Below are 26,029 nucleotides of genomic sequence, written 5' to 3'. Positions count from 1 at the left end.
ATCAACCAATAATCAAAATACTTTCAAGTTTAATGGGTTAACTTACCCAAAGAATTTTATGTGCATCAAACAAGGTGCTGAAAATATTGCCATTCATAATGCCTATGATACCAAACTACAATTATTAGGTTCAACCAACTATTCAGATATTGAAGTAAATGGTGTTGTTTACGGTTCACAAGCTGAATTGATGGCAGCGTTATCATTATTGTTGTTTGCAAAACAATTCAATTATATTGTTCAAGATATTAATGCAACCAAATTAACTTCAATCGGTGAAATCACAGTTGATTCAAATTATGTAACAATTGAACCTGCAACTTGGGTTATTAATGGAGTTGATTTTGAAACAACAACTGATACCGTTTTAACTATTCCATATGCAGCTTCTGGCAAAACCAGAATTGATATTATTGTTGCGAATTCTTCAAATCAAATAGTAAGAATTAGTGGTTCTGAAACAATGGGATTAGCATTAGCGCCTATTACACCTATTGATAGTGTTTACATAAGTCAAATTACTGTTAATGATAATTCAATTGATACGCCAACAATACCAATTATTGGAACGTTGTTTGTCCAAAAGGATGAATTTTATGAAACAACAATAGATGAAACGGGTTCAATTAATCTTCATCTTACAGACAATTCAACTGCTTTCAGATTAACAAATTCAGTAACTCATATAACTGGATTAGTTGGGGATACTAACTTTTTCAATAGTTCATTTTACATTGGAAAAGAGTTGAAAATCGCCAATTCACAACCAACATCAGTAACATTATTACATAATCAAGCTGGTGTTGAAATTCCTATGGTTTTTCCTAACGAAGATGATTTGATTTTACAACCAAATGAAGTTGCATTATTCAAATTCATAAAAACAACTGGAACATTAGCCGAGTTAACAAGTATAAATAGAATCCCATCAACTGGTTCGACCTCATCAATTGATACAAATACATTTTTAACTGGTGGTACATATTCAATTTCTGGTGGTACACTATATCTAAATAGTAATTCTGGAACAACAATTAACATATCTGGTTTTCCAAAAACAAAAACATTCGGTGTTTCATTTGATGGCGGTGGTTCAGCAATATTATCAGGTACAAAATGTGATTTAACTATTCCATATTCAATGAAAATTGAAAGTTGGACACTATTAGCTGATACAATTGGTTCAATTGTTATTGATGTTTGGAAGGATAATTATTCAAATTTTCCGCCAACAAGTGGTGATACTATAACTGGTAGTGAAAAACCAACAATTTCAGCTTCAACTAAAAATCAAGATTTATCACTTTCTACTTGGAATACTATCATAAATGCTGGTGATGTAATCAGATTTAATGTTGATAGCTGTTCAACAATAACAAAAGCCAATTTGGTTATTAAAGGTTATGAAATTTAATGATAGCAAAGTATTTAAATAAACAAATCAATGACAATGTTACAACTTTCGATTTTGTAATAAATGATTCTAATGGAATTGAACTAATAAGGCTAATAGGATGTAGTTTTTATGATGATTTAAACTTTTTAGAACTAGAAGAAAAGGCAATATCAATAGCAAAAGATAATCTTCAAATCGAAGAATTCGAACAATTTATAATTGAAATATAATGGCAATATTACATTCAATACAAAATGGTAATTTAACTTCAAGTTCTACTTGGGGTGTTGTTGATAATACATCATATTTAGATTCAAGAATAAGTACTGCTAATATTACAACATCTGTCAATAGTTCAGCTACGTTTACAACTGGTGCAATAACTGTAGCTGGTATTTCTTTACAATTAGTAGGGATGGTATCTAATCCAACTGGTACTATTACTGTAAGATTGTTTAATAATACCACAGCTTCAACTGTAAAAGATGTAACTATAAATTGTTCTGATTTATTTAGTACTGGTGCAGCAACAACTGGTTTATTGGGTTGGACTTATTTTAAATTTGATTCACCAGTAACTTTAACAGCTGGACAAACTTATAGTGTAAGAACTGTAGGTTCTGTTAGTAACCAAGTAGGTGTATATAGAGATGGTACAGCCAATAATTATAGCCGTGCATTAGTAACAACAACAACAGCTGCACCAGCATCTACTGACACATTTATAATAAGTGGTGAACATACATCAGCAGGTGTTAATTCTGGTTATACTATAACAATGGATTCAACATCTACTTCAACTACTTATGGTAATTTATATGTAGGAACAAGAGGTACATTAAATTATGGAACAAATTCAAGTACTAATTATTGTTTAAAACTTGGTGGAAATGTTATTGTGGGTTTAAATGGTGTATTAACTATTGGTACTTCTGGTTCAACAATGCCAAGTACAAGTACAGCAGTATTAGAAGTATTGTGTGCATCGTCACTACAGTATAATATTTTAGCTTATGGTACATTTACTACTTTTGGTGCTCCAAGAAATTTTGTTAAAACAAAATTAGCAGCTGATGTTAATACTGGTCAAACAACAAGTACAACAACTAATTCTACTGGTTGGTCTTCTGGTGATACAATAGTTGTAGCTTCAACAAGTAGAACCTATACTCAATGGGAACAATTACAATTAAGTGGTGTTACTGGTACTACATTAAGTCATTCAGGATATACAAATACTCACGGTGGTAATTCAACAACTTTAGTACAAGCTGATGTAGTAAATATTACAAGAAACATATCTGTTCTAAGTAGTTCACCAACTCTTAGAACGAATATTCAAATATTCCCACAAGCAGTAGTTAATTGGAATAATACCAGATTTATAGATATGGGTGGTGGTAATGCTGCAACAACTGCTGGATTTGGTTTAGGTACGGCATTTTCAACTGGTAGTTTTAGTAGTAATAATTGTGTGTTTATGAATACTGCACAATTTAATACAACTGTATTTTCATTTGTCAGAACAAGTAATACAAGTATAAATAACAATATATTCTATGCTTTAGGACATCCAAGTTTAAACACTGTTAATTCAATAGGAAGCACTATAGATGATGGCAATGTTATAATTGGTTGTACTGGTGTTACATCAACAATGACTTGTGATTACATTGGTAGCTATAATATTTTCACAAGTAATGCTGTACCCTATACTGGCGGATTTAAAAACAATGCAACTGGTAATAATTTTTACAGTAATCAAGGAACTGGTATAAACTTTTCATTACCGTTGGCTGGTGGTAATCAAAACTTAACTAACTTTTTGGTTTGGCGAAATAGTAATGGTGGTATTATTATAAATGGTTCAAATTCATATCAACGTGATTTTGTCATCAGTTTTGTTGGTATGAGAAATTTTGGAAATTTAGGTGGTGCTATTGGATTTAATGCTAGATGTAACGTTAAAATTTTATTTGACACTAGTTATTTTTATGGTGGTGAAACGTTTGTTCAAACAAATGCAATTGGTGGGGTTTCAGTTCCAATCGATGCCGTATATTTTAATAGATGCTATTTTGGTTATTCTGATTCTGGTTTAACTTCTTCGAATTTTTCAAGTGCTGTATTTACAAATTTAACAAATGGTACAAGCATAAATTTAAATAACTGTTATTTAGGTGGTGCTGAATTTATACCAATTCTAGGCTTACCAGTTTCAAATTTAAATTGTACAGTACAATCATTCAATCATAATGGTATAGTTGGTTCATACAAACAATGGCTTGGTAACGGTGTTGTGTCATCAGACACAACTATTTTTAATAACTCAAGTCCTTCAATAAGAATTACACCTCATACTTCGATTTATAAGGCAAGTAACAGTTTATTAAAAGTTCCAGTAGCTTCTGGCACATCAGTAACTGTTTCAATTGATGTTAGAAAATCCACAATAAGTGACGGAACAGATTATACTGGAAATCAACCAAGACTAATGTTAGCTTTCAATCCTACTTGTGGTATTACTGCTGAAACTGTTTGTGATACAATGTCAGTTTCAAATGGAATTTGGGAAACTTTAACCTATACTTCATCTAATGTGCCAAATGATTGTGTAATGGATTTTTATGTTGATTGTGATGGTACAAATGGCTGGGTTAACATTGATAATTGGGTTACAAATAGCAATATTGACACAAAAGGATTTAAATACTGGGATTCATTTGGAAATTATGTTGATTCATACTTTTCACCAATAACAACTAAAGCTTATACGTTTCTATCTTAATGAAATTGTTCCTTCTAATTCTAATTTTATCTGTTATTGGTTGTGAAAAATCTGAAACCGAAACTTACAATCCAATTATAAAATGTGATTCTTCAATTTCTGAAATTGAACTTGTAAATTATATTAATCTACATAGAGATTCAATTGGTTTGAATAAACTAAAAATTGAAGTATTAGCATCTGATTTATCAAAAGAACACGTGTTATATATGATAGAAAAAGATTCTTTAAGTCACGATTTCTTTTATCAAAGATTTATTGAATCTAAAGCTAAAAGAGCTGGTGAAATAGTAGCATTTGGATTTATTTCAAGTCAATCAACTTTCAATGCTTATATGAATTCTGAACAACATAAAAGTGTGATAGAAAACCCAGTCTACAATTGGATTGGTATAAGCACAATTGATAATTACAATAGTTGTCTTCTACTAAAATACTAATAAAATGAAAAATAGTTTTATTCAAATACAAAATACAAATATGAAAGAATACATATTAATAGCTTTTTTAAGCCTTATAACCATTTTAACGCCAATCAAACCATTTATAATGCTGATTACATTCTTTGTTGCTGCTGATACCATTATGGCTATTGCTGGTAACATTAAGAAGTATGGAATTAAAGCATACAAATCAACCAAACTATTCAATATTGTGGTTAAAACATTATTTTATTGTAGTTCTATAGTAGCTGTTTTTTTTATTGACAAATTCATTTTTGAAAGTTCAATTCTCGGAATAAATTTATTACTAACCAAGATAACAACTTTGCTTTGGTGCTACATTGAAATCAAATCATTGGATGAAACATCAATGAATTATTACGGCAATAAATCACTATGGGTTTATTTAAAAGAGTTATTCAAAAAGGGTAAAGAACTTAAAAAGGACTTGAATGAAATTATTGAAGATGATGAAGAAAAAAAAGAATAAACATCGCGGTTGAGTGAAACGGATAAATAAATCACACAAGTTTCATATGCTTGTAATACTGGGTTCGACTCCTAGAACCGCAACTTTAAATTTGATATGAAAAAACCATCCTGGATCCAGGATGGTTTTTTCCCATTTAAATAACACCTTAATATGTGATTCACAATATTGAACATTACAAAACTTTACTATTCAGCATCTGAAAGTATTATTTCCGTAAACAAGAAATAATTATGAATGAAGATAAAAAAGAAAGAGGAAGACCATTTAAAATGGCTAATTGGATTCCATCGCTTCAACAAGTATTAAACAACAATAGTGTTGTTTTTTTAACTGATGCTGATTTGGTTTTTTTGGTAAACAAGCTTTTACCAATTGAAGATAGAATTACAACAAGAACTTTTAAGAATTGGAAGGCTGGAAAATTTGCACCAAATGAAGAATTGGGTGTTGAATTTTTGGAACTCATTCAAGAAGCATTGATTAAAGAAAAAATGGCTTTGGGTGAAGCATTAAAGAATGATAAAACTGGTCAATGGGTAAGATATGCTTGGATTCTTGAAAGAAAGTTTGAAGAATTCAATCTTAAACATATTTCTGAAAACATCAATAAGAATGAAGAAACCCAAATCATTCAAATCACAGCTGGGAACAATGAACAAAAGGCGTTGATTCAAAATATTCTCAATCCAGATTTTCTTGAATTAAAACCAGAGCAATTACCAGAAAAATCAATTTCAATAGAACCAGAAAATAACATTGATGATAAATATGATTTCTAATAATGTTAACACCTACAACAGCATTCACAAAGATTGCTGCATTAACCAAACCTTTAAGGATTGTACAAGGTGGAACATCAGCTGGTAAAACATATTCAATCCTTCAATATTTAATCATTTATGCACTAAAACGTGAACTTCAAATCTCAATAGTTGCAGAATCTGTTCCAGTACTAAAAAGAGGTGCTTACAAAGATTTCATTGATATAATTACATCAATGGGTTTATATGATGAATCAAATCATAATAAAACTGATAGAATCTATAAACTTAACAAATCAACCTTTGAATTTTTTTCAGCTGATGACCATTCTAAATTAAGAGGTGCAAGAAGGGATATTTTATTCATAAATGAAGCAAACAATGTTCATTTTGAAGCGTTCCAAGAATTAAATATCAGAACCAAAAAATTCACTTTTTTGGATTTTAACCCAACATCACCATTTTATGCACATACTGAATTAATCGGAAAAGAAGATGTTGATTTTGTTATTCTGACTTATAAGGATAATGAATATTTGGATGACAAAATCAAACAAGAAATTGAAAGCTGGGAAATCAAAGGTTTAAGTTCTGAATATTGGGCGAACCGATGGAAGGTAATGGGATTAGGGCAATTGGGTATTCAATCTGGTGCAATTTATACTGATTGGTCAGAAATAGAAATGTTACCAGAAGATGCAGAACTTTTGGGTTCTGGTTTGGATTTTGGATTCTCAAATGACCCAACAGCACTAATTAGTGTTTACAGATATAACGGTGAAATCATTCTTGATGAAGTCATCTATCAAAAAGGGTTGCTAAACAATCAACTGGCAGCTTTAATTAAATCCAACAGAGCGAAAGAAGGTATTATTTATGCTGATTCAGCAGAACCAAAGACTATATCAGAATTAAAGTATTATGGTTTATCAGTTTTACCAGTTGTAAAAGGTAAAGACAGTATCAACTACGGTATTCAATTAATTCAAGAACAACACTTCAAAGTAACTTCAAGAAGTGTAAACCTTATAAAAGAACTTCAAAATTATGTTTGGGCAAAGGACAAAGAAGGTAAAGAACTTTCAATTCCAATAGATGCATATAATCACGGGTTAGACTCGGTCAGATATTTTTTCTTGATGAAATTCCCTAAACAAAATCAATATAAAACGTTCAAATGGAAAAGATAATTGATTATAAAGTTAAGGACTTTTTCAGAATAACAGATTTGAGTGTTATTCAAGAATACACAAGCATTTTAGAACATTTAAACCCTTTAAACGAAATACCTAACCCAAAATACAAATGGTATCATAAATGGTTTAAAAAGCATCCTAAAACACTACAAATAAAAGACATTAGAAGCCTATCATTTGGAAAAGTGAATGAAATCAAAATGAATTTGCTTGAAGCTTCCGATAAGTCAATTTTTGATACAATAAAAATGTTAGTTGATGTTGAAGATTATCACATCTTGAACTTTACTATTACTACTTTCTACGGTATTATTTCAAAGATTAGAAAAGAAATAATTGAAATCAAGAACGCTGAAAACAATGAATTGGTTGATGAATATGAAGATGAATTTTTGGCAGTTGTTAATGCTAAACAAAGACTTGAAAAATTTGGTGTAATCAATGATTTGGATTTATTATCCAAAGAAGATGTTCTAAAATGGAAGGAAATTGAAGAATTGCCATATATGGTAGTGTTTACCAAGTTAAGATTAGAAAAAGAAAAGAATAAAATAAAGCGAGAGGTTGCCGAATTACAAAAGAAAAAACAATCAAAAAAATAATGTTTGAAACATTTAAAAACATAGCTGATTCAAATAATTGGTACTTTGAATATGGTAGACAAGATTACCATAATTTATATCAAGATGTTACCAGCGGTGGTACAATACATTTCTTTTTAGAACCAATTATTACGGATTCAATTTTTTCAGATTCTGGTTATGAAACATTAACCTACTCTGGAAAATTTATGTTGTTTGTTTCATCTGATGTTGATGAAACATATACCGATAAATACAATAATCACATTAAACCCATCATTGAAAATTCACTTAAAACAGTAAAGAATTCATTGTTATGCAATCAGTTTGACATTAACAAATTTCAAGTGCTTGAAGTGATTAATGTATTTGATACAAATGTTGATGGTGTTCTTGTGAATTACAGTTTGAAATCTACTGAATAACAATGTTTGAAAATCAATCAATAATTGCAGAAGAACTTGAACTATTGAAAGCTGATATTATCAAAGTTTACAATGAATCTGGCAAAAGAACTTCTGGTGAATTTGAACAAGGATTGGAAATTACAAATACCAGTACATCTGGAACATTATCTGGTTACTTGTATTTGGGTGGTAGAGCAGCTGGAAAACAACCACCAATTCAAGCAATTGAAAACTGGATTGAATTAAAAGGTATAACACCCATAGAAGCCAAAATGAAAACATCAACATTGGCTTATCTAATTGCCCGAAAAATTGCAAAAGAGGGAACAAGAAAAGAAAACCATTTATTCATTTATGACCAAGTAATAACACCAGAACGCATTGATAAAATCTTTGAAAGATTATCAGAAGTTAACGTGAATGTTTTTATAAATGAAGTCACCATAATGATAGAAAAATTAGTAAAAAATAGATAATGGCAGTAGGCACAATAAATATCAAATTTCTTCAAAATCCACTAAACAATCAAAGCATCAGTTACAGCTTGAATAAAAACGGTGTACCCTATTCCGTTATCAATAAAACATTCAAAACACCAACAGTATTTTCTTCAAGTAGAATTGTTAGAACAAACAAAGCTGATTTAACAATTGATACAAGTTTCAATGTTGGTAGTGGATTCAATAACCCATCATTAAATCAAATGCGTTGTGCAATGCAATCTGATGGTAAGCTAATTGTTGTTGGATATTTTACACAATACAATGGTTCAACAGCAAATGGAATAGTAAGATTAAATGTTGATGGTTCAGTAGATACTTCATTTGTAACTGGAATTGGTTTTAATGGTGGTGTTGAAGATGTAAAAATTCAATCAAATGGTGATGTTATTTGTGTTGGATTTTTCACTTCATATAAGGGAACAACAAGAAATAGAATCATAAGATTAAAACCAGATGGTTCAATTGATTCTACTTTTACAATTGGCTCTGGATTCAATTTTCAAGCTGATAGAATAGCTATCCAATCTGATGGAAAAATTATCGTTGGTGGTCAATTTACTACTTACAATGGAAGTAATGCCAGAGGTCTTTGCAGACTAAATTCAAATGGTACTTTAGATGCTACATTTAATGCTGGAACTGGACTTTTGAACACCACATCAAGTTATGGTGTTTATGGCTTGGAAATTTTATCTTCTGGTAAAATCCTTATATCTGGTTTATTCCCAAGTTATAACGGTAACACTTGTAATTCGATTGCCAGAATAAATTCTGATGGTTCATTTGATTCAACCTTCAACAGCGGTGGTGCTGGTATTGCTGGTTCAAATAAATTGGTTAGAAGTTTATTTGTTCAAGCCGATGGAAAAATACTTATTACTGGTAAATTTTTAACCTACAATACAAATACAGTAAATGGTGTAGCCAGATTAAATTCTGATGGTTCATTTGATTCAACCTTCAATACTGGTGGTTCTGGTTTAAATAACAATATGGGTACATTCATTACCCAGCAATCAGATAACACAATCTTGTTGATGGGTGAATTTTCAACGTTTAATGGAAATAATTTTCAGAATCTTGTAAAACTTGATGTAGATGGAAGTATAATAAATGATAATCAACTATCATTCAATAATACCGTTGTATATGCCTTATCAACTACTGACAAAGTTTATTTTCTAGGTGTATTTACAACTTCAACATCACTTTATCAATCAACAAATGATTTTATCCCAATTGGAAGCGTTGTTTCAAATACACAACAATATTCAAGGGATAATCTTTCAACATTCAATAGTGATTCTGATATTGATTATACAATCGATGGTGATACAGTTCAAGTATCAATTACTTATGATGAATTGAATGATGTATTAACATTAAGCAATGTTATTGATGTTCCATTTTTCGTTGTTATTACATTTAATGATGGGTTGTTAGAACCAGTTGGTGATTTGGTATTTACAGATGATACAATTACGCAAATAATCAACCCAGCATATAATAATACAATCATAAGATATTCAACCACAATAAACGATGTCACACATTCTGAAATTGATGTTAATGGTACAATCTATCGAATTGACCCATTTTTAAATTCTTTCACATTCAACTTTAAAGAAATCGCCAAGAATTTAATCAACCCGAACTATTTTAAAGATGAAGTTGTTCCAGATATTTTGAGTAATGCAATAGTAGATGATTCAACTTTATCATTAACATTAAATGCTGAAATCAAAGTATTCGATATAAACAACGAATTCTTAACTGCTAACAAAACCATCAAGTTCTTGAAGAACGTTGAACAGTTGCCAAATTACATTGATAGATTGGCAGCGGCACAACCAGTTAGAATTCTGTTACCAACTTCAAATTATACTGAATATTATTTACCATATTTTGAAGGTTATCCTACTGACTTTTCAATATTCGGATTGCAAACCAATGATGAATTCTTTTTAAAAAATACATCAAACTATTTCACAACTGAAACATTTACAGCAACTACATCAGAAGTGAAAAGATTCTTTATTAGTGATGGACAAAATGAATCATCATTCATTGGTGATTTGAACCTTGCCAGCACACATAACAATGTTGAATTATGGGTTAATAATTCATTTGTAAGCAATGTGATGATTAACAAAAAAGAATCGAACTGTGGGGTTTATTTAAAGTGGTTCAATAATTCTGGAAGCTATTCTTATTGGCTATTTGAAGAACCATATACAACTACCAATACATTCAAATCAATGGATGATATAACGGGTGTCTATGACAATCTTCAAAACGTTACATCAACATCAAATATCATTGGTAAAAGAGGTGAAAGAAAAATTAAACTTAAAACAAAATATACCAATCAAGAAAAGCAATATATACAATCAATCTTATCAAGTCCGAAAGTTGAAATGTATGCATATAATCAACCGTTTATTGCAACCAACACAAACGCATTTTTCGGGATTACAGTCAATGATGGTTCATTTACTGACAGTTCCAAAAATTCTAATAATACATTAGAAATCACAATAACACTACCAGATTTATTCACTCAAACATTATAATGAATGACCAAAGGCTTTACATAAATAATGAATTGGTTGATTTACTTGATACTGAATCAGAGTTCACAAGAACATTACAAGTTAATAATCTTGCAAATCTGAATACAACCCAAACAAATTATTCAACAAATATCAAGTTACCATTAACCCCAAATAATCAAAGAATCTTTGGTTACTTGGGTAATCTTGGTTCACAATCACAATTACCATACATCAAATCAAGTTGTGATTATTTTGTTGAAAATGATAAGATGGTTCATAATGGTTGGGCAATCATAAATGAAACCAACCCTAAGTACTATGATATTACAATTTATGATGGAAACTTAGATATTTTTAAGGCATTAGAGAACAAAACGCTCGGGGATTTATACATTGGTGAGATAACCCATACTAAGAACCTTACAAGCGTTATAAACACTTGGAACAATAATTTAGATTACTGTTATATCATTGCTGATTATAATGGTAAATCAATCATTTCTGGTGATACTTTGAATATTGATTATTTGATTCCAAGTGTGAAAATTTCATACCTATGGAATCGAATATTTGAAACTTATGGATTCACTTATTCGGGTTCAATATTCCAATCAGAAGATTTCAATAATCTTTGGATGACTTACCCAAAAGGTGTTAACCCAGAAGCTAATGATAATATCATTCCAATTGCTTCATTTACTGGTGGTGCTACAAATTATAACAGAGGTGGTTTATCAAGATATATTTTAGATACAACTGGGTTTACTTCATCAGTTGCAACAACAATATTTACAACACTATCAACTAATGGATATGGTACAACGGATGAACACATCAAAGCACTTGAAGCAAAGAATTTCAACATCAAAATTACTGGTAAAATCAATGCAGTAAAAGTTCAGAATCTAAGTGAAAATGTACCAGTTGATATTTGGTTTGTAAAGAATTGTGAATACAATTCACCAAATGGTGCATTAGCTAGTTCAAGACCAAAAGTGAAGATTGCAGAAGGTGTTACACAATACACCAATTTGAATATCAATTACAACTTTTCTTTGAACGAAAATGAAACCTTTTCGATTCTAACAACATCACCCGTTGGTATTGATAATCTATTTAATAACAGCACAAACTTTACTATTCAATTTGGTTACTATGATGACCCATTGTATGATTTTCAAAATGAGTTAAAGAACTTCAATACTATCGATTTTATAAAAGAAATCATTCATAGATATGGTTTGACTTTATATAAAGATAAATACACCAACAACTATGAATTTAGAACACTCGATGAAGTAATCAATAACCCAATTGTGGTTAACTGGTCAGATAAATTTCAATACATCGAAAAAGAAAAATATCTGTATGGAACTTATGCACAAGAAAACAATTTCAAGTACAAATACAATGAAGAAAATGTGAACTACAATGATGGTGTTCTTTTGGTCAACAACAAGAATCTATCTGAAAAATTGGATGTGATTGAATCAAAAATAACATCGCCAGAAAAAGATACAGTTCCATTACTTGAACTTCAAGATGTACACGTTTACAAAATGTGGAATAAAGAAGTAACCGATACTGGTCAAATCAAATATAAGGGTTTATCTGGGAAGTATTATTTTTTAAGGGCAATTGATTATGAATTCGGTTCACCAGCTAAAATAGGAACAGAAGCAGTTATTAGTGGTGTTACTGGCAGTTCAACAACAGTACTTTCAGCAAAGGTTGAAACCTATCAAAATATTGCTTGGAATGAAACCATTGATTCATATTATGCACCATTGAATTCAATATTCAATAATGCAAAAATCATAACCGCTAAGTTCTACTTAACATCAACTGATGTTGCTAATTTTGATTTCAAAAAACTGTATTACATAGAACAATTGGGTGGTATTTTCTTAATCAATAAAATCAATAATTATAAGATTGGAAAAGTAACTTCAGTTGAACTAATCAAGTTAAACAAGTAAAAGAATATTAACCGCTGTCAATGGCAGCACAAAACATAACAAGATGAAAACATAAAAGCTAAATGGCAAACAAAGTTGAAATCCTAAACTTGGATATTAATACATCAGCATTACTTACCAAGATGGGTGAAACCAGAGCAGAAATCGAAAGATTACAAGCTGCTCAAAAACAATTAACTGCATCAAACCAAACAACAAGCAATGCTTATCAAAAAAATGCAGTTGAATTGTCAAGATTACAAACTTCTTACAACCAACAAAAAGCGGTTGTTATTCAATTATCATCAGCAAATAATTCATTTGCACAAACATCATTGGCAATTGCTGATGCTATTGCAAAAGAAAACCTATCAATAGCACAAGCCAGAGAAAACAATACCCAATTGTTAACCCTCAGAAATCAGTTGAATCTTAAAACTGATGAAGGCAAACAGAAACTAGCCGAAATCAATGCAAAGCTTGATGAGAACAACAAGTTTATCAAAACCAATGTTAGTGCATATGAACAACAAAAAATAGGTATTGGAGATTATAAAAATGCCATCACAAGTGCATTAAATGAATCTGGAATCTTTTCTGGAAAATTGGCAGTACTAAAAGATGGTTTATCAACTACTTCACAATTATTTGGTGCTGTTAAAAATGATGTAGCTGGTGGTGCTTTACAAATCAAAAATGCTGCTACTGCTACAGATGGACTTTCAACAAGTCAAAAAGCAATGGCAGTTGCAACAAACATTGGAACTGGTGCTGTTAGAATCTTTACCGCTGCTTTAGCAGCAACTGGAATTGGTTTAATCATAATTGCAATAGCACTTCTAATTGGTTACTTCAAAACCTTTGACCCACTAATAGATAAAATTGAACAAGGTATGGCAGCAATGGGTGCAGCAGTCAGAGTTGTTCAACAAACACTTGTTGCATTCTTATCAAGTATTACAAGTGTTGGGGATGCAATTTCAAAACTGGGTAACTTTTTATTAAACCCAATCGATTCATTGAAAAAAATGGGTTCTGAAATGGCAAATGCTGCAAAAGAAGCTGCTGCACTTAAAGCAGCACAACAAGATTTAGCCGACCAACAAAGTATTCAAGAAGTTGCAAATGCAAAAGCAGCACAACAATATGCTGAACTTATTCTTCAATCAAAAAACAGAACACTATCTGAACAAGAAAGATTGAAGTTCTTAAAACAAGCAGAAGCAATTGAAACAGCAAACTTTAATCAAAGAACTGCATTGGCTGATAAGGAACTTGCAAACGCTGTTGAAGCTACCAGAATTAAAGGTGCATTGAATGCACAAGAAATTGCAAACCTTAAAAAAAGAGGTACTGCATACGCTATTGAATTATTGAACTTAGGTAAGATTACACAAGATGAAGTTGATTTAATCAAGAAAGCTGAACTGGCAAAAATTGCAATCAAAGATGAATCAACCAAGCGTTTGGAAAAGAATCAAAATGCACAAGATAAATTAGAAGAAGATAGAAAAGCCAAACAAGAAAAAGCTGAACAAGCAGCAGAAGATGCAAGACAAAAAAGAGAACAAGCCAGACAAAAAGCAATTGATGCCAGCATTCAAAAATCGAAAGATGAATTGGATTTGTTCATTCAACAACAAGGGTTTAAAAAGAAATCACTTGAAGAAGAATTGGCATTTGAAAAACAAGTACTGGATAAAAAGCTTGCAATCTTAAAACAAGAATACGATGCCAAGAAAATAACCCAAACAGCCTACCAAGCACAAGCACTTGCATTAACAAATGAGTTTGCAAAGAAACAAGCTGATACCACCATTTCAGAAGCACAAAGGGAATTAGATATATTCAAAAAGAATCATCAAACAAAACTAAATGATGATAAATTCTTTAGTGAACAGAAGCTTCAAAATATCATTGCTGAAAACAATGCCATCCAACAAAAAGAAGCCGAGTTTCAATTATTAAGACTTCAAAAAGGAATCATTAACCAACAACAATACAATGATGCTATTGATTTGATTAATGAGAATACCAGAATCAAAAATGAAGAAGCACAAAAGCAAAGGGATGCAGCCAAAAAGGAACAACAAGCAATAGATTTGGAGAATCAAAGAATACTTGATGAAGAAAAGTTTACCAATGAATTTGATTTGCAAACAGAACGTGAAAGAATCCGTTATGAAGCTGAACTTGCAGCCGCTGAAAAAACTGGTGCATCAAAAGACCTCATCACCAAAAAACACGCAAATATTCAGCAAAAGATTGAAGAAGATAAAGAGAAAGCCAAGCTTCAAGTATATTCAGATACATTTGGTGCAATTGCTGGTTTATTAGGTGAAGCAACAGCCGCTGGAAAAGCAGCAGCAATAGCACAAGCAACAATAAACACTTACCAAGGGGTTACCGCAATCTTATCAGCTAAATCTGTTTTGCCAGAACCAGCTGGTGGTATTGCCAAGATTGCACAAGCTGGTGTTGTTCTTGCAACTGGTTTAATGAATGTTGGAAAAATTGCCGCTACCAAAGTACCTAGCAGAGCATCTGGGGGTATTATCCCGACACTTAGAAGCGGTGTAATTGATAACGGTGCAAACTTATCAGTTCCATTAAGAAATGGTGATGATACCCTTGCATACGTTAAACAAGGCGAAATGATACTTAATGAAGAACAACAAAGAAAAGCTGGTGGTTCAGCCTTCTTTAGAAGCATCGGAGTTCCTTCTTTTGCATCTGGTGGTTCAGTTGGTGGTTATACAAGTTTCGGTGCTTTAAATGGTCTTAAAATGAGTTTTGATTATGACTTATTAGCCAGTAAGATTGCACAAGCTAATACTGCATTACCAAACCCAGTTGTAAGTGTTGTTGATATATCAGATACACAAAACAGAGTTGCCATCATTGAACAAATGGCAAACTTTTAATCATCAATAAAATCAAGGGTGGTGTTGTTTAATTAAAGTTAAATAACACCATTCTTTTTTTTTTACCAAAATCTGTACTTTTTGATTTTCTGACATATTTATAAATAGAATAACATTTATATAATATGCCTATGAAGTGAGATTAAATCAAAACTATTACAAAGACTTATCTAAACTAAAACAGCTAACAGAAGAAGAAACTCAACAACTGTTTAAAGATTATCAAAATGGTGACCAAAAAGCCTATGAAACCCTAATAACATCAAACCTAAGATTGGTGGTTTATTATGCCAAACAATTTTATAAAGAGGTTGAAAAATATGAGAACATCGATTATGATGATTTGATTAGTGAAGGTAACGTTGGTCTTATCAATGCCGTTAAAAATTACAAATTAGAACTGGATGTTAAATTCAGTTATTACGCTGGAATATCCATCAAAAGAACAATAAGCACATACATTCTAACCAACATCCAAAATGTTAGAATTCCATTGAATGTATACAGAAGTGAATACCAAATCAATAAGGTTGCAAATGATTTTCTTCAAAAGAATCACAGACCAATGACACAAAATGATTTGGAAGCAATGAATCTGTTTTCAAAAGACCAAATCAGCGATTACTTTAAACAAGCACAATTTGTTAAGATTGATGATGATATTGATGTTCAAGATACATTAACCCAGTTCGACTTAATATCAGAACAAGAACAAACAAAACTCACCATTGAATCAGCTTTGAATCAATTGAAGGAATCACATCGAGAAATCATCATCAATGTATTCGGAATCGGAACAACAAAAATATCTGATACAGAAATGGCAAAAAGACTTGGTGTGACCAAACAGAACATTGGTGACCTAAAAAGAAAAGCACTTAAAAGCCTAAAAAAGATTTTAAATAATGAATAATTGAAATGACCAGATACGAATTATTAAAGAAGAATGAAGATGTGTTATACCAGTTTGTTAAGGCTGGTATATTAAGCTATCAAGTGATAAGAGATATTGAAATTTATGAAGCATTCAATAACATCGATATACAAAACAAAGAAATGAAGTATATAATGCTATCAGATGATTTTGAACTATCAACCAAACGAATTGAACAGATTATCATTCAGATGCAAAAATGATGCTAATAACAAACAATGTAACACTTTTGTACATTTCAATGATAACCCTTAAATTTGTATTTCTTTATCAGAATATCTAATAAAATGATACCCAAAATTACTTAGTGTGGTACATTTTATTCCGCCTACAATTGGAAGCAAATCAATTCAACTTTATTACAGATATTTGTTCAGTTAGAATAAAAATTATTCCATTTTTATTTTATACCGTCAATTAGACAATGGGATGATAACGGACTTATTAACATTCGCAGCAAGGAAGCTGATTTTGCGAAATTTAGAAAATACTGTTTGAAAGGATAAAAATACTATCCATTATGGGTAAACTAACTTAGTTTAGAGGTTTTTAACCCTTTTGCGCAAGCGAAAATACAGCCGCTAATGTTAATAAAAAACTTTTTGAATTAGTTTCCTATAAAGTATCTTTGAGAAGACAAATTTTAAGAAATGTAGGACGAGCCTACACCATCTGAAAACAAAAAAGCCAAGAACGGCAATTCTTGACTTTATGAATTTAGATGTATTGTTTAACACCTAATTAATATTCCAATGACATACGGAATTTTAGAATTATTGGCTTTTGCATTTTTACTTATGGCGTTTGCAAAAGCTGTGAGAGAAATAAGGAAGCTTTTCAGGTAACACTTATTTATCTTTAGTTTAAAACAGACCTATTAGAAATTCTAATAGGTCTTTTCTGTTTTAAGTTGTACAAATATAAATACTTTTGTATTCAAATATACATCTATGTTAATAATTTAGGATAAATATATTATACCAAATACTGAATTAATTGTATAAATGATTCTTGAAAAGAATGTACATTTAATTGTAAATTTAAATATTATTATCTAAGTCCTTAAGAAGTTCACTAACTTTTACTTCACCAATTCTTGATGATTCATCTGGATTGATTAAATCTTTAATTAGTTTATATTCATAATCGGTTAAACCGTTGTTTTTTGCAATCCTTAATAATAAAAATGTTTGGGCTTTTTGATATTTCAAAAATCTTGGAATACTGAAAATTGCCCTTGTAATAAATACACCAAGAATAAATAAAAAAATAATTACACCAAACATTAATAAATAATCATTGGTATCCCTTTGTGATTCGTAATCACTGATTTGTAAAAAAAATGTTTTCATATTTATAAGATTATTACATTTGTTTTTAAGTAAAACTACAATTAATATTTTAATTCAAATTATATGAATTCTGAAAAACAACCATCAAAACCATCAACTCCACAACCATCAAAACCATCAACACCACAACCATCACACCCATCTACACCATTAAGAGAAGAAAAGAGTTTACCCAGAATACCAGTTAACCCAGTTAAAAAGTAGTTACAAAGAAATATATAAGATAAATTAACCCAAGAAACATTGAAACAATGCTTAATCTGTTAAAAGCCTTGTTTTCTTTATCAGTTCTCTTGGATTTCTTATTTAACTTTTTAAGTATTTTTTTGTATTCATTTGAATCTATACATTTTACTTCACAAGTTACTTCTATATCATAAATTTGATAATCGTAAAAATGTACTTTACTAGATAGTTTTTGTGCTATAAAGTTGAATATTATTGATACTACAAAAAAAATAGACCCAATTTTTAACGAAGGTAAAATTTCAATGTTTTTTTCGTGAAAATACTTCATTGCTTCTAGACTTACATATATGCCAGCTCCAGATATAGTTATAATTAAAATATCCATTCTTTGATGTGCATAAAATAATGCTTCCCATACTCTTTTGTGACGTTCAATGCTAATTTGGCTGATATTAATATTTTCCTTTGTTTCAGTATTTGACATACATAATATTTTTCATATAAAAATATCAAAAATATATTAATCTTGTATTAATTCAATTCGTTTATTTTTATTAGAATAGGCGAATCCCCATAATTATTTCCCAACAAAAAAAGCCATCCCAGAATCACCACATTATAGCGGCAATTCATCACATTAATTCGGAATCAAAAAAGAATAAGAGTGTATGAAAATAAGGTGGTGTCATTTAGCACACTTTCAACCCAGCAAATTCATTAGAAAATATTTTTAAAATGTATCAAAAATAAAGTATACTTTATTTGCATACATTAAAACTTATTTGTAGATTTGTCTTGTTCAAATGAAGGGAACAACAAGTTATTTGAAATATTGAAATACCACCAAAAAAATTAGGGTGCTACGAACACCCTAATGATTTTAAGAACCAGTTTCAGATGAAACTAATTCATATAAACGTATGACAAAGTTAATTAAAAATTTCGATACAATCGAAACATTGTGCCAAAGGGATTTTGACACCAACGAAACTGTTCAACTTCTATCCCAATATAACAAGCCAGTTTATTGGTCTTGGGGTGTAGAAAGATTATTAAACTACAAGAATAAAGGTTTGCTAATGTATGTTAACGGACACCATCACAAGGGTTGGGTTCTCATAGTTTTAGCTTGGAACGATACTTACAGTTACTACTTGTTAGAAGCTGGTAAGACTATCAAGAAAGAGCAGCACGAGGTTTACTTTGACCAGCTGCAAGAATTGATAGATAAGGATATTGAATACATTGAAGATTATAAATAATAAGTAGTTTGAAACTTGGTTCTTAAAATCGGTGGTTATTTCAATTTTAAACCATTAAACCAAACTACAAATGAAATCATTAATTGAATCCTATGAAGATAGCGGAACATATTACTTTATCTTCAACCAGCAAACACCAGAACAAGAAATTTATCTATATGCCTACAAGAAAGCCATCAAGCTTAATTTGAAAGTTGGCAATCTTATTTGCCGAGATAGAATACTTCAAATAACCCTTAACCAATTCTAATTATGAAAGCACGTTATATTAGGGTTTCCAGCTTAACCCAAAACAATGCAAGACAGCTAGCCAAAGCACACCCAGATGAAAGACTATTTATAGACGTTTGTAGCGGTGCAATTCCATTTGCTGACCGTGAACAAGGTAAAGTGTTATTAAGTGCTGTACAAGCCAAAGAAATTGATTTTATAACAGTATCAAGCGTTGATAGATTAGGTAGAAACAGCTTTGATATTCAACATACTTTGAATTGGTTAACTGAACAAGGTGTGACAGTTAAAATTGAAAATCTGGGTAATCTTGAATCATTGGTTAATGGTAAGGCTAACCCAATTTTTAAGATGATTACAGATGTACTGGCAAATGTAAGTTCTATGGAACGTGAAGCAATAAGGGAACGCCAAGCAGAAGGTATTGCAATAGCCAAAGCACAAGGCAAATTCAGCGGCAAAAGAAACAAACCTAGTGCAAGTGATGCTGATATACTACAGAAGTATAAAAGTGTCGTAAAAGAATTGAAATCAAGTAAAAACAGTTTAAGAAATATTGCTAAGTTATGTGATGTTAGTCTTGGAACTGTTCAGAAGGTTAAAGCGGCAATGGATAGACAAAAAGAAAAGGGTATCAGTTAAGATACCCTTTTAAATTTTATTAATCAATATCATATCACTCATACCAACTTTTGCACTTGGTACTTGCATTGTAACAATTCTATATTTCTTGTTATTAATTACAACTTTACTTTCTTTGTAAACATCTGAAATTTTATAGGCATCACAAGCTTTGAAGTAACTTTCTTTATTGAAAAATTCTAGTGTTTGAGAATAACAAATATTTGTTTTTTCATTATAATAGAAAGTAACTTTATAATCATCAGTTAATAGGATTAGATATTGTGAAATGCCGCCAACTTGTTTGTAATTATAGAATCCAATATTGTAACCTTGTTCCTTGTAAAATGTATAAATTGTTCTGGTGGTTTGACCAATGAATATTCTTGTTTGAGATAACCCAGAAAAGCTAACAAGTAAAAATAAAATAACTAATGATTTCTTCATTTTTTAAATTTTTGTAAAGTTCTAATATTGCTTTAAATACCTAAAAATTCCAACAATTGTATTTATCAAATTTAATGATTTATTTGGTCATAAAAAAAAAGTTGAAATCTTCAACTATTAAAGTATTGTAAACTAATATTTAAAGTGTGTGATTCGAGAATTGAATAGTGTGTAATTCCCGAATTAAACACCATAAAAAAAAGGGTATCAATCAAGATACCCTTTTAGTGTTAAAACCAATTAATTTATATCAATTAGAAAGGAATCTAATTGTTCTTTCTGGTAGTGGTTCAAGAAAAGTTTCTTGAACATTAATTATCCTACCAATATTTTGATTCACATCATTTCTGATTTGTGAAAATAAAGATTCTATTGTTTCAAATCCTCTGAATACTTTCAACGCAAGTTCTTCATTAATTACTCTATAATAACCAAGATAACCATCTTCATTTTGGCTAATTGTTACAATATAGATTACTGGGTTATCTTCAATTTGAATACGAAAATTTCTTTGCATAAGATTATTATTTTGATTTAATGAACAAGTAATTTTACATCTGAATATTCAACCCATTCACCATCTCTAAATACTTCAATCTTTTCCCAATTTTCTTTACGAATTGGATAAAGACTACCAAACCATTCTTCTGGTTTTGCACCTAATTCAATTCCAACAATTTCCATTCGTTTGGCAATAAACAAATCCATTTTTGCAAGATGTTTCAATTTTGCCCAAGTATAGAAGGAATTTGGTTTAACCTTAATTCTGGCACAACCAAGTGATTTTGCTTGTTCTTCAAAAGTTAAACTAACTATATTTCCATTTTCATCAAGTACTTGTTTTGATGCTGTATTTTCCCAAACTGGGTTTGATGAAACCCAAGCACAAGCTTTTTCTCTTTTTAGGTAAACATTAGCGTGTGAAAGATTAATTACACCGCTGTTGATAATCTCATTAATTTTTAATTCTGTTGTGTAGTGATACAAGTTCATAGTTGTTATTTTTAAAATTCGGTGCAAATTTATAACCAAAAAAAAGTACCAACCAAATTATTCGCAAAAAAATATTAATTTCATTGACAATACACTCATTTAATTTAATCACTTATGAGAATAACGCAATTAAATTAAATGACTGTTGATAATAATGCAAAGCGGTCATTAAATTTAATGACCACTTTTTATCGAACATATAGAGAGGTTAAAATATTGTATAACAGTAATTTGATTGTTCTGTTAGGAAATATTGAAATTTATAAAATATAAAAAATCCACATCAAATTATGATATGGATTTTGAAAATTAAATTGAAATCTTAGTGAAAATGGTGATATTTTTTATCAAAAAAAATTTTAGTTTTCTAAAAGCAGCATTGCTCGGTTTGTAAGCTCATTCTTATACTTAAGTAAGTCATCAATGTGTTCAAGTATATATTCATTATTATCAATTGCAATTTTCATTGAAGTTGTATTGAACATTAACTTACAAATTACCTTCTTAGAACTGTCATCAACTTGAATATTGAAGAAACCTTTAAAATCTCTGAACCCAATTCTTTCTTTTGGGATTTTCTTATTTTGTATAAGCAGCGTTCTTATTGTGTGGTATGCTTGAATTTCTGATTCAGTTGTTATAACACCTTGTGAATTTGATGTTGATTCAAGTAATACCTTTTTATCATACATACATTTTAGAAAAGGTGAATTGATAAGGTTAATCATTTTACCTTGTGTTTCTTCATTGAACTTGGTGGTGAAAGTCATATTCTTATGTATGATTTTCAAAAAGTCTTTAGAAGGTGCAACCAGTTCTTTGAAGAACGCATTTTCAAAGCTTTCTACGAAAACAATATCTTGTGCTGATTTGATAATTGATTGAACATTAATAAAACGCTTATCGAATTTGATTAAGGCTTCTAAATCATTGTCATTATAATCATTCAACTTGAATGTGAAGAATGGTTTGCTGTCTATCAGATTTGGTTCAACTACATCTGAAAAAAATCTGTATTCAATTCCATTTGTAAGTATAGCAATCTTTGAATTTTTTGTGTTGCCGAAATAACCATTTAATTGACCAGCTTCTTTATCTGTTAATTTGCTGGTTTGTTTTTTTGCTTCAACAAGTATGAATTCCTTTTTATTTATCTTGATTGCATAATCAACTTTCTGACTAACTCTATCACCAAAATCAGCATTGAATTCTGGAATTAAATCGGTTGATTGATAATTCAAGAAATGAAAGAATGGTTCAATAAGAAACTTTCTTGTTTGTGCTTCATTTGTGCTTAATTCAATTGCTTCGGCAAGTTTGAAGTTATCTAATAATTTTCTTAATTGTGTAACGGCTTGTTTAGGGATAATAACTGAACTCATTTTTTGGTGGGATTAGTATTTCAAATATAAAAATTTATTCAATTAATCAGAAAATATATATGTGCAATATAATTTTCGATTTGAAAATCAAATAATTTTCATTTTGTTGATAACTTCTAATCGTTACCTATTTGTATCTTAATCGGTCCGCCCGGTGCCGGAAAAACCATGTTAGCCAAACGATTGCCGAGTATTTTGCCTCCCATGACACTTCAAGAAGCGTTGGAAACCACCAAAATTCACAGTGTAGCGGGAAAAATTAAGGAAGTAGGTTTGCTGCGCCAAAGACCTTTTCGGAGTCCGCATCACACGGCGAGTTCGGTTTCATTAGTAGGCGGTGGCAGTTATCCGCAACCGGGAGAAATATCGTTAGCGCACAACGGGGTTTTATTTCTAGATGAGTTGCCCGAGTTTAAAAGAGAAGTATTGGAGGTGATGCGTCAACCTTTGGAAGACCGGGAAGTGACTATTTCACGAGCCAAATTTACCATTACCTATCCGTCTTCTTTTATGTTGGTCGCCAGTATGAATCCGAGTCCGAGTGGCTACTTTAACGATCCTGCCGTACCGCTCAGCTCCTCACCGGCTGAAATGCAACGCTATTTGAGTAAAATTTCAGGCCCATTACTCGACCGGATAGATATCCATATTGAAGTGACGCCCGTTCCCTTTGAAAAACTTACCGAGAGTCGACTGTCCGAAAGCAGTATTGCCATCAGAGCTCGGGTGACCAAGGCGCGGGAAATTCAGGCCCAACGTTTTGAGGCTTATGATTCCATCCATTATAATGCGCAAATGAATACCCAACACATACGAAAATATTGCGCTTTAGACGATGCTTCGCTACAATTACTCAAAACCGCGATGGAGCGACTGAATTTGTCGGCTCGGGCGTACGACCGTATCTTGAAAGTGGCTCGAACCATAGCCGATTTAGAGGAAACTCCTAATATAAATTCCGCTCACATCGCTGAGGCGATACAATATCGAAGTTTGGACAGAGAAGGTTGGTTGGGGTGATTTAGTTCTCAGTCTCAGTCTCAGTCTCAGTCTCAGTCTCAGTCTCAGTCTCAGTCTCAGTCTCAGTCTCAGTCTCAGTCTCAGTCATGGACAGTTAGGGACACATTACTACTTGCTGTATTTATAATACCGGGCGCCAACCAAGACCGGATTTTCTGTTTCTATGGAATCCAGATAAAATTCTACTTTGGGAACAATTACCGATGATTTCAGTTCTTTTTTATGCAGTTTTTCATAGGTGGTAAAATCGATGGCAGTAGCTTGAGATAAGGCTTTAAAAAGGGTTACTTTTTGAATTACCGTTTTCCATTCGGCCTCCACAGTAGCTTCAAATACTTTTGATTTGGAGCCGCTGCCATAGGCAATAAATCCCAAATTTTGATGGGTTAATTCGGAATTTTGTTGGTAATGGTAACACAACGTCGATAACAATCCCAAGAAAATCGAACCGGTATAGATGTTCCCGATTTGCCCGGATGCGATTTCGGAAGGTTGAATTTTTTGGTGTATCAAGTTCAAATACTCCGTACTTTTCGCTAAAGCTTTCATTTTATCTTTCACCGTATCGCCCGATTGCGCGTTTAACATTGCGGGATTTTCCTGTGCAAAAATGTCGATAAAGGTTCGTCTGCCCTGATAACAATAGGGAAGATGCATCAATATGGCCGCCCATTGCTCATACAATTTTCCGCTTTGCTCACTTTCCTTTTTATAATGTTCATACGCTTCAGTGATGCGATGGATATAACATTGATTCGAATACTGTCCGTCGAAAACGGGTTGTTCTTTGTAAATAGAAATTTCATTCTCTGTAACACCGAACCATTCCGTGTTGTCGGATGAGGATAGTAGCGCTTCTTTTTGGACTGTTCTTCTGGGTTTGAAAAAATCGAATACGCCTTCGGTGGCTACGCCGACTTTTTCGGAAAAACTTAAAACTCGGGGTTCCGAAGTGATAAGCATGGCGATAGCTCCCGCGCCTTGCGTATATTCTCCGGTAGATTCTAAATCGTATTTGGCATTATCAGATGCCACAACAATTGCTTTTTTGGTTGGGTTTAACCGAACGTAATCCAAACAATTCTGTAAGGCATCTACCGCTCCGATACAGGCAAAGGTCAAATCGACCACATCACAATTTCTGAAACTGCCTTTTCCTAAAACACCTTCCAAATTCGATAAAACATAGGAAGCCACCGGCTTGGAACTGTCTACACCGCTTTCGGTGCCTACATAAATGCGGCTGATGTCATGAGGATTGATATTCTCTCTTTGGATTAATGATAAAGTGGCATTGGATGCCATCGTTACCACATCCTGATGTACATCGGGAAAACTCATTTTCAACAAGCCCAATCCTTTAGTGAGTTTGTCGGTTTCAATACCTCTGTTTTCAGCTAAAACCGAAATAGGGAGATAGAGTTTCGGGATATCAAATGCGATGCTGTCGATGCCTACTTTCATGGGTGCTTTCTTTTTTTGACACACAAAAGTAAAAAAGGCAATTTCAAATAGCGTTGAAATTACCTTTAAAATAAGCACTTAAAAAACGATTTGTGATTATGATAATAAATCGGTTTTTAAATTTCAGAA

General features: G+C 31.5%; 24 protein-coding genes and 1 pseudogene. 18 read left to right on the top strand and 7 right to left on the bottom strand.

The genetic code is table 11. From position 1 onward, the window contains the following. Window positions 1-58 precede the first annotated feature (58 nt). The 15 genes from QHT84_RS07650 (at window position 59) to QHT84_RS07580 (ending at window position 17,142) form a co-directional block, all read left to right on the top strand. On the top strand, window positions 59-1,414 hold the full coding sequence (locus QHT84_RS07650) for a hypothetical protein (RefSeq protein WP_283238969.1): 1,356 nt from the start codon (window positions 59-61) through the stop codon (window positions 1,412-1,414). Continuing rightward, window positions 1,414-1,626, top strand: coding sequence for an ATP-dependent Clp protease adaptor ClpS (locus QHT84_RS07645; RefSeq protein WP_283238968.1), 213 nt, complete (start codon window positions 1,414-1,416; stop codon window positions 1,624-1,626). Before QHT84_RS07650 ends, QHT84_RS07645 begins: the two co-directional genes overlap by 1 nt. Beyond that, entirely contained in the window at window positions 1,626-4,184 is a 2,559-nt protein-coding gene (locus QHT84_RS07640) for a hypothetical protein (protein ID WP_283238967.1), read from the top strand. Before QHT84_RS07645 ends, QHT84_RS07640 begins: the two co-directional genes overlap by 1 nt. Continuing rightward, window positions 4,184-4,624: a CAP domain-containing protein gene (locus QHT84_RS07635; RefSeq protein ID WP_283238966.1), complete on the top strand. Its 441-nt coding sequence runs from the start codon at window positions 4,184-4,186 to the stop codon at window positions 4,622-4,624. The genes QHT84_RS07640 and QHT84_RS07635 overlap by 1 nt, the downstream gene beginning before the upstream one ends. A 4-nt stretch (window positions 4,625-4,628) precedes the next feature. Beyond that, window positions 4,629-5,117, top strand: a complete 489-nt coding sequence (locus QHT84_RS07630; protein WP_283238965.1) for a hypothetical protein — start codon at window positions 4,629-4,631, stop codon at window positions 5,115-5,117. Window positions 5,118-5,350: 233 nt separating this feature from the next. Further along, on the top strand, window positions 5,351-5,899 hold the full coding sequence (locus tag QHT84_RS07625) for a hypothetical protein (protein WP_283238964.1): 549 nt from the start codon (window positions 5,351-5,353) through the stop codon (window positions 5,897-5,899). A gap of 2 nt (window positions 5,900-5,901) precedes the next feature. After that, window positions 5,902-7,071: a PBSX family phage terminase large subunit gene (locus QHT84_RS07620; protein ID WP_283238963.1), complete on the top strand. Its 1,170-nt coding sequence runs from the start codon at window positions 5,902-5,904 to the stop codon at window positions 7,069-7,071. Continuing rightward, entirely contained in the window at window positions 7,059-7,679 is a 621-nt protein-coding gene (locus QHT84_RS07615) for a hypothetical protein (RefSeq protein ID WP_283238962.1), read from the top strand. Before QHT84_RS07620 ends, QHT84_RS07615 begins: the two co-directional genes overlap by 13 nt. Then, on the top strand, window positions 7,679-8,083 hold the full coding sequence (locus tag QHT84_RS07610; protein WP_283238961.1) for a hypothetical protein: 405 nt from the start codon (window positions 7,679-7,681) through the stop codon (window positions 8,081-8,083). The genes QHT84_RS07615 and QHT84_RS07610 overlap by 1 nt, the downstream gene beginning before the upstream one ends. Window positions 8,084-8,085: 2 nt before the next feature. Next, window positions 8,086-8,541, top strand: coding sequence for a hypothetical protein (locus QHT84_RS07605; RefSeq protein WP_283238959.1), 456 nt, complete (start codon window positions 8,086-8,088; stop codon window positions 8,539-8,541). After that, window positions 8,541-11,141 carry a delta-60 repeat domain-containing protein gene (locus tag QHT84_RS07600; protein WP_283238958.1) on the top strand — a complete coding sequence of 867 codons (2,601 nt, stop codon included), beginning with the start codon at window positions 8,541-8,543 and terminating at the stop codon, window positions 11,139-11,141. The genes QHT84_RS07605 and QHT84_RS07600 overlap by 1 nt, the downstream gene beginning before the upstream one ends. After that, the gene (locus QHT84_RS07595; RefSeq protein WP_283238957.1) at window positions 11,141-13,102 is read left to right on the top strand and encodes a hypothetical protein; all 1,962 of its coding nucleotides are present in this window, start codon (window positions 11,141-11,143) and stop codon (window positions 13,100-13,102) included. The genes QHT84_RS07600 and QHT84_RS07595 overlap by 1 nt, the downstream gene beginning before the upstream one ends. A 62-nt stretch (window positions 13,103-13,164) precedes the next feature. Next, window positions 13,165-16,005 carry a coiled-coil domain-containing protein gene (locus QHT84_RS07590; RefSeq protein WP_283238956.1) on the top strand — a complete coding sequence of 947 codons (2,841 nt, stop codon included), beginning with the start codon at window positions 13,165-13,167 and terminating at the stop codon, window positions 16,003-16,005. Window positions 16,006-16,141: 136 nt separating this feature from the next. After that, window positions 16,142-16,918 carry a sigma-70 family RNA polymerase sigma factor gene (locus QHT84_RS07585; protein ID WP_283238955.1) on the top strand — a complete coding sequence of 259 codons (777 nt, stop codon included), beginning with the start codon at window positions 16,142-16,144 and terminating at the stop codon, window positions 16,916-16,918. 5 nt (window positions 16,919-16,923) lie between these two features. Further along, the gene (locus tag QHT84_RS07580; RefSeq protein ID WP_283238954.1) at window positions 16,924-17,142 is read left to right on the top strand and encodes a hypothetical protein; all 219 of its coding nucleotides are present in this window, start codon (window positions 16,924-16,926) and stop codon (window positions 17,140-17,142) included. An 837-nt stretch (window positions 17,143-17,979) separates the two neighbouring features. Here QHT84_RS07580 and QHT84_RS07575 read toward each other — a convergent pair. Both QHT84_RS07575 and QHT84_RS07570 read right to left on the bottom strand, forming a co-directional pair. Next, complete coding sequence (locus QHT84_RS07575) at window positions 17,980-18,291, bottom strand: hypothetical protein (RefSeq protein WP_283238953.1); 312 nt, start codon at window positions 18,289-18,291, stop codon at window positions 17,980-17,982. 193 nt (window positions 18,292-18,484) lie between these two features. Continuing rightward, window positions 18,485-18,964: a hypothetical protein gene (locus QHT84_RS07570; protein ID WP_283238952.1), complete on the bottom strand. Its 480-nt coding sequence runs from the start codon at window positions 18,962-18,964 to the stop codon at window positions 18,485-18,487. A gap of 436 nt (window positions 18,965-19,400) precedes the next feature. On the opposite strand from QHT84_RS07570, the gene QHT84_RS07565 reads away from it, so the two are divergent. Beyond that, window positions 19,401-19,742 carry a hypothetical protein gene (locus QHT84_RS07565; protein WP_283238951.1) on the top strand — a complete coding sequence of 114 codons (342 nt, stop codon included), beginning with the start codon at window positions 19,401-19,403 and terminating at the stop codon, window positions 19,740-19,742. Between the two features lie 252 nt (window positions 19,743-19,994). Next, complete coding sequence (locus QHT84_RS07560; RefSeq protein ID WP_283238950.1) at window positions 19,995-20,615, top strand: recombinase family protein; 621 nt, start codon at window positions 19,995-19,997, stop codon at window positions 20,613-20,615. Between the two features lie 9 nt (window positions 20,616-20,624). Here QHT84_RS07560 and QHT84_RS07555 read toward each other — a convergent pair whose 3' ends face one another. The 4 genes from QHT84_RS07555 to QHT84_RS07540 form a co-directional block, all read right to left on the bottom strand. Then, window positions 20,625-21,041 carry a hypothetical protein gene (locus QHT84_RS07555; protein ID WP_283238949.1) on the bottom strand — a complete coding sequence of 139 codons (417 nt, stop codon included), beginning with the start codon at window positions 21,039-21,041 and terminating at the stop codon, window positions 20,625-20,627. 250 nt (window positions 21,042-21,291) lie between these two features. Next, window positions 21,292-21,558, bottom strand: coding sequence for a hypothetical protein (locus tag QHT84_RS07550; protein ID WP_283238948.1), 267 nt, complete (start codon window positions 21,556-21,558; stop codon window positions 21,292-21,294). A 17-nt stretch (window positions 21,559-21,575) separates the two neighbouring features. Beyond that, entirely contained in the window at window positions 21,576-22,034 is a 459-nt protein-coding gene (locus tag QHT84_RS07545) for a hypothetical protein (RefSeq protein ID WP_283238947.1), read from the bottom strand. A gap of 359 nt (window positions 22,035-22,393) precedes the next feature. Continuing rightward, window positions 22,394-23,416, bottom strand: coding sequence for a type I restriction enzyme HsdR N-terminal domain-containing protein (locus QHT84_RS07540; RefSeq protein ID WP_283238946.1), 1,023 nt, complete (start codon window positions 23,414-23,416; stop codon window positions 22,394-22,396). Between the two features lie 135 nt (window positions 23,417-23,551). Between QHT84_RS07540 and QHT84_RS07535 the strand changes: the two are divergent. After that, window positions 23,552-24,436 (top strand): annotated as a pseudogene (locus QHT84_RS07535) (YifB family Mg chelatase-like AAA ATPase); the annotation flags it as partial. A 108-nt stretch (window positions 24,437-24,544) separates the two neighbouring features. Here QHT84_RS07535 and QHT84_RS07530 read toward each other — a convergent pair. Continuing rightward, window positions 24,545-25,900 carry a hydroxymethylglutaryl-CoA synthase family protein gene (locus tag QHT84_RS07530; RefSeq protein ID WP_283238945.1) on the bottom strand — a complete coding sequence of 452 codons (1,356 nt, stop codon included), beginning with the start codon at window positions 25,898-25,900 and terminating at the stop codon, window positions 24,545-24,547. Between the last annotated feature and the right edge of the window lie 129 nt (window positions 25,901-26,029).

This window comes from Flavobacterium sedimenticola (genome assembly GCF_030053345.1).
Lineage (GTDB): Bacteria > Bacteroidota > Bacteroidia > Flavobacteriales > Flavobacteriaceae > Flavobacterium > Flavobacterium sedimenticola.
The sequence above is the reverse complement of the archived record's forward strand: the minus strand, read 5'-3'. Positions and strand labels throughout refer to the sequence as shown.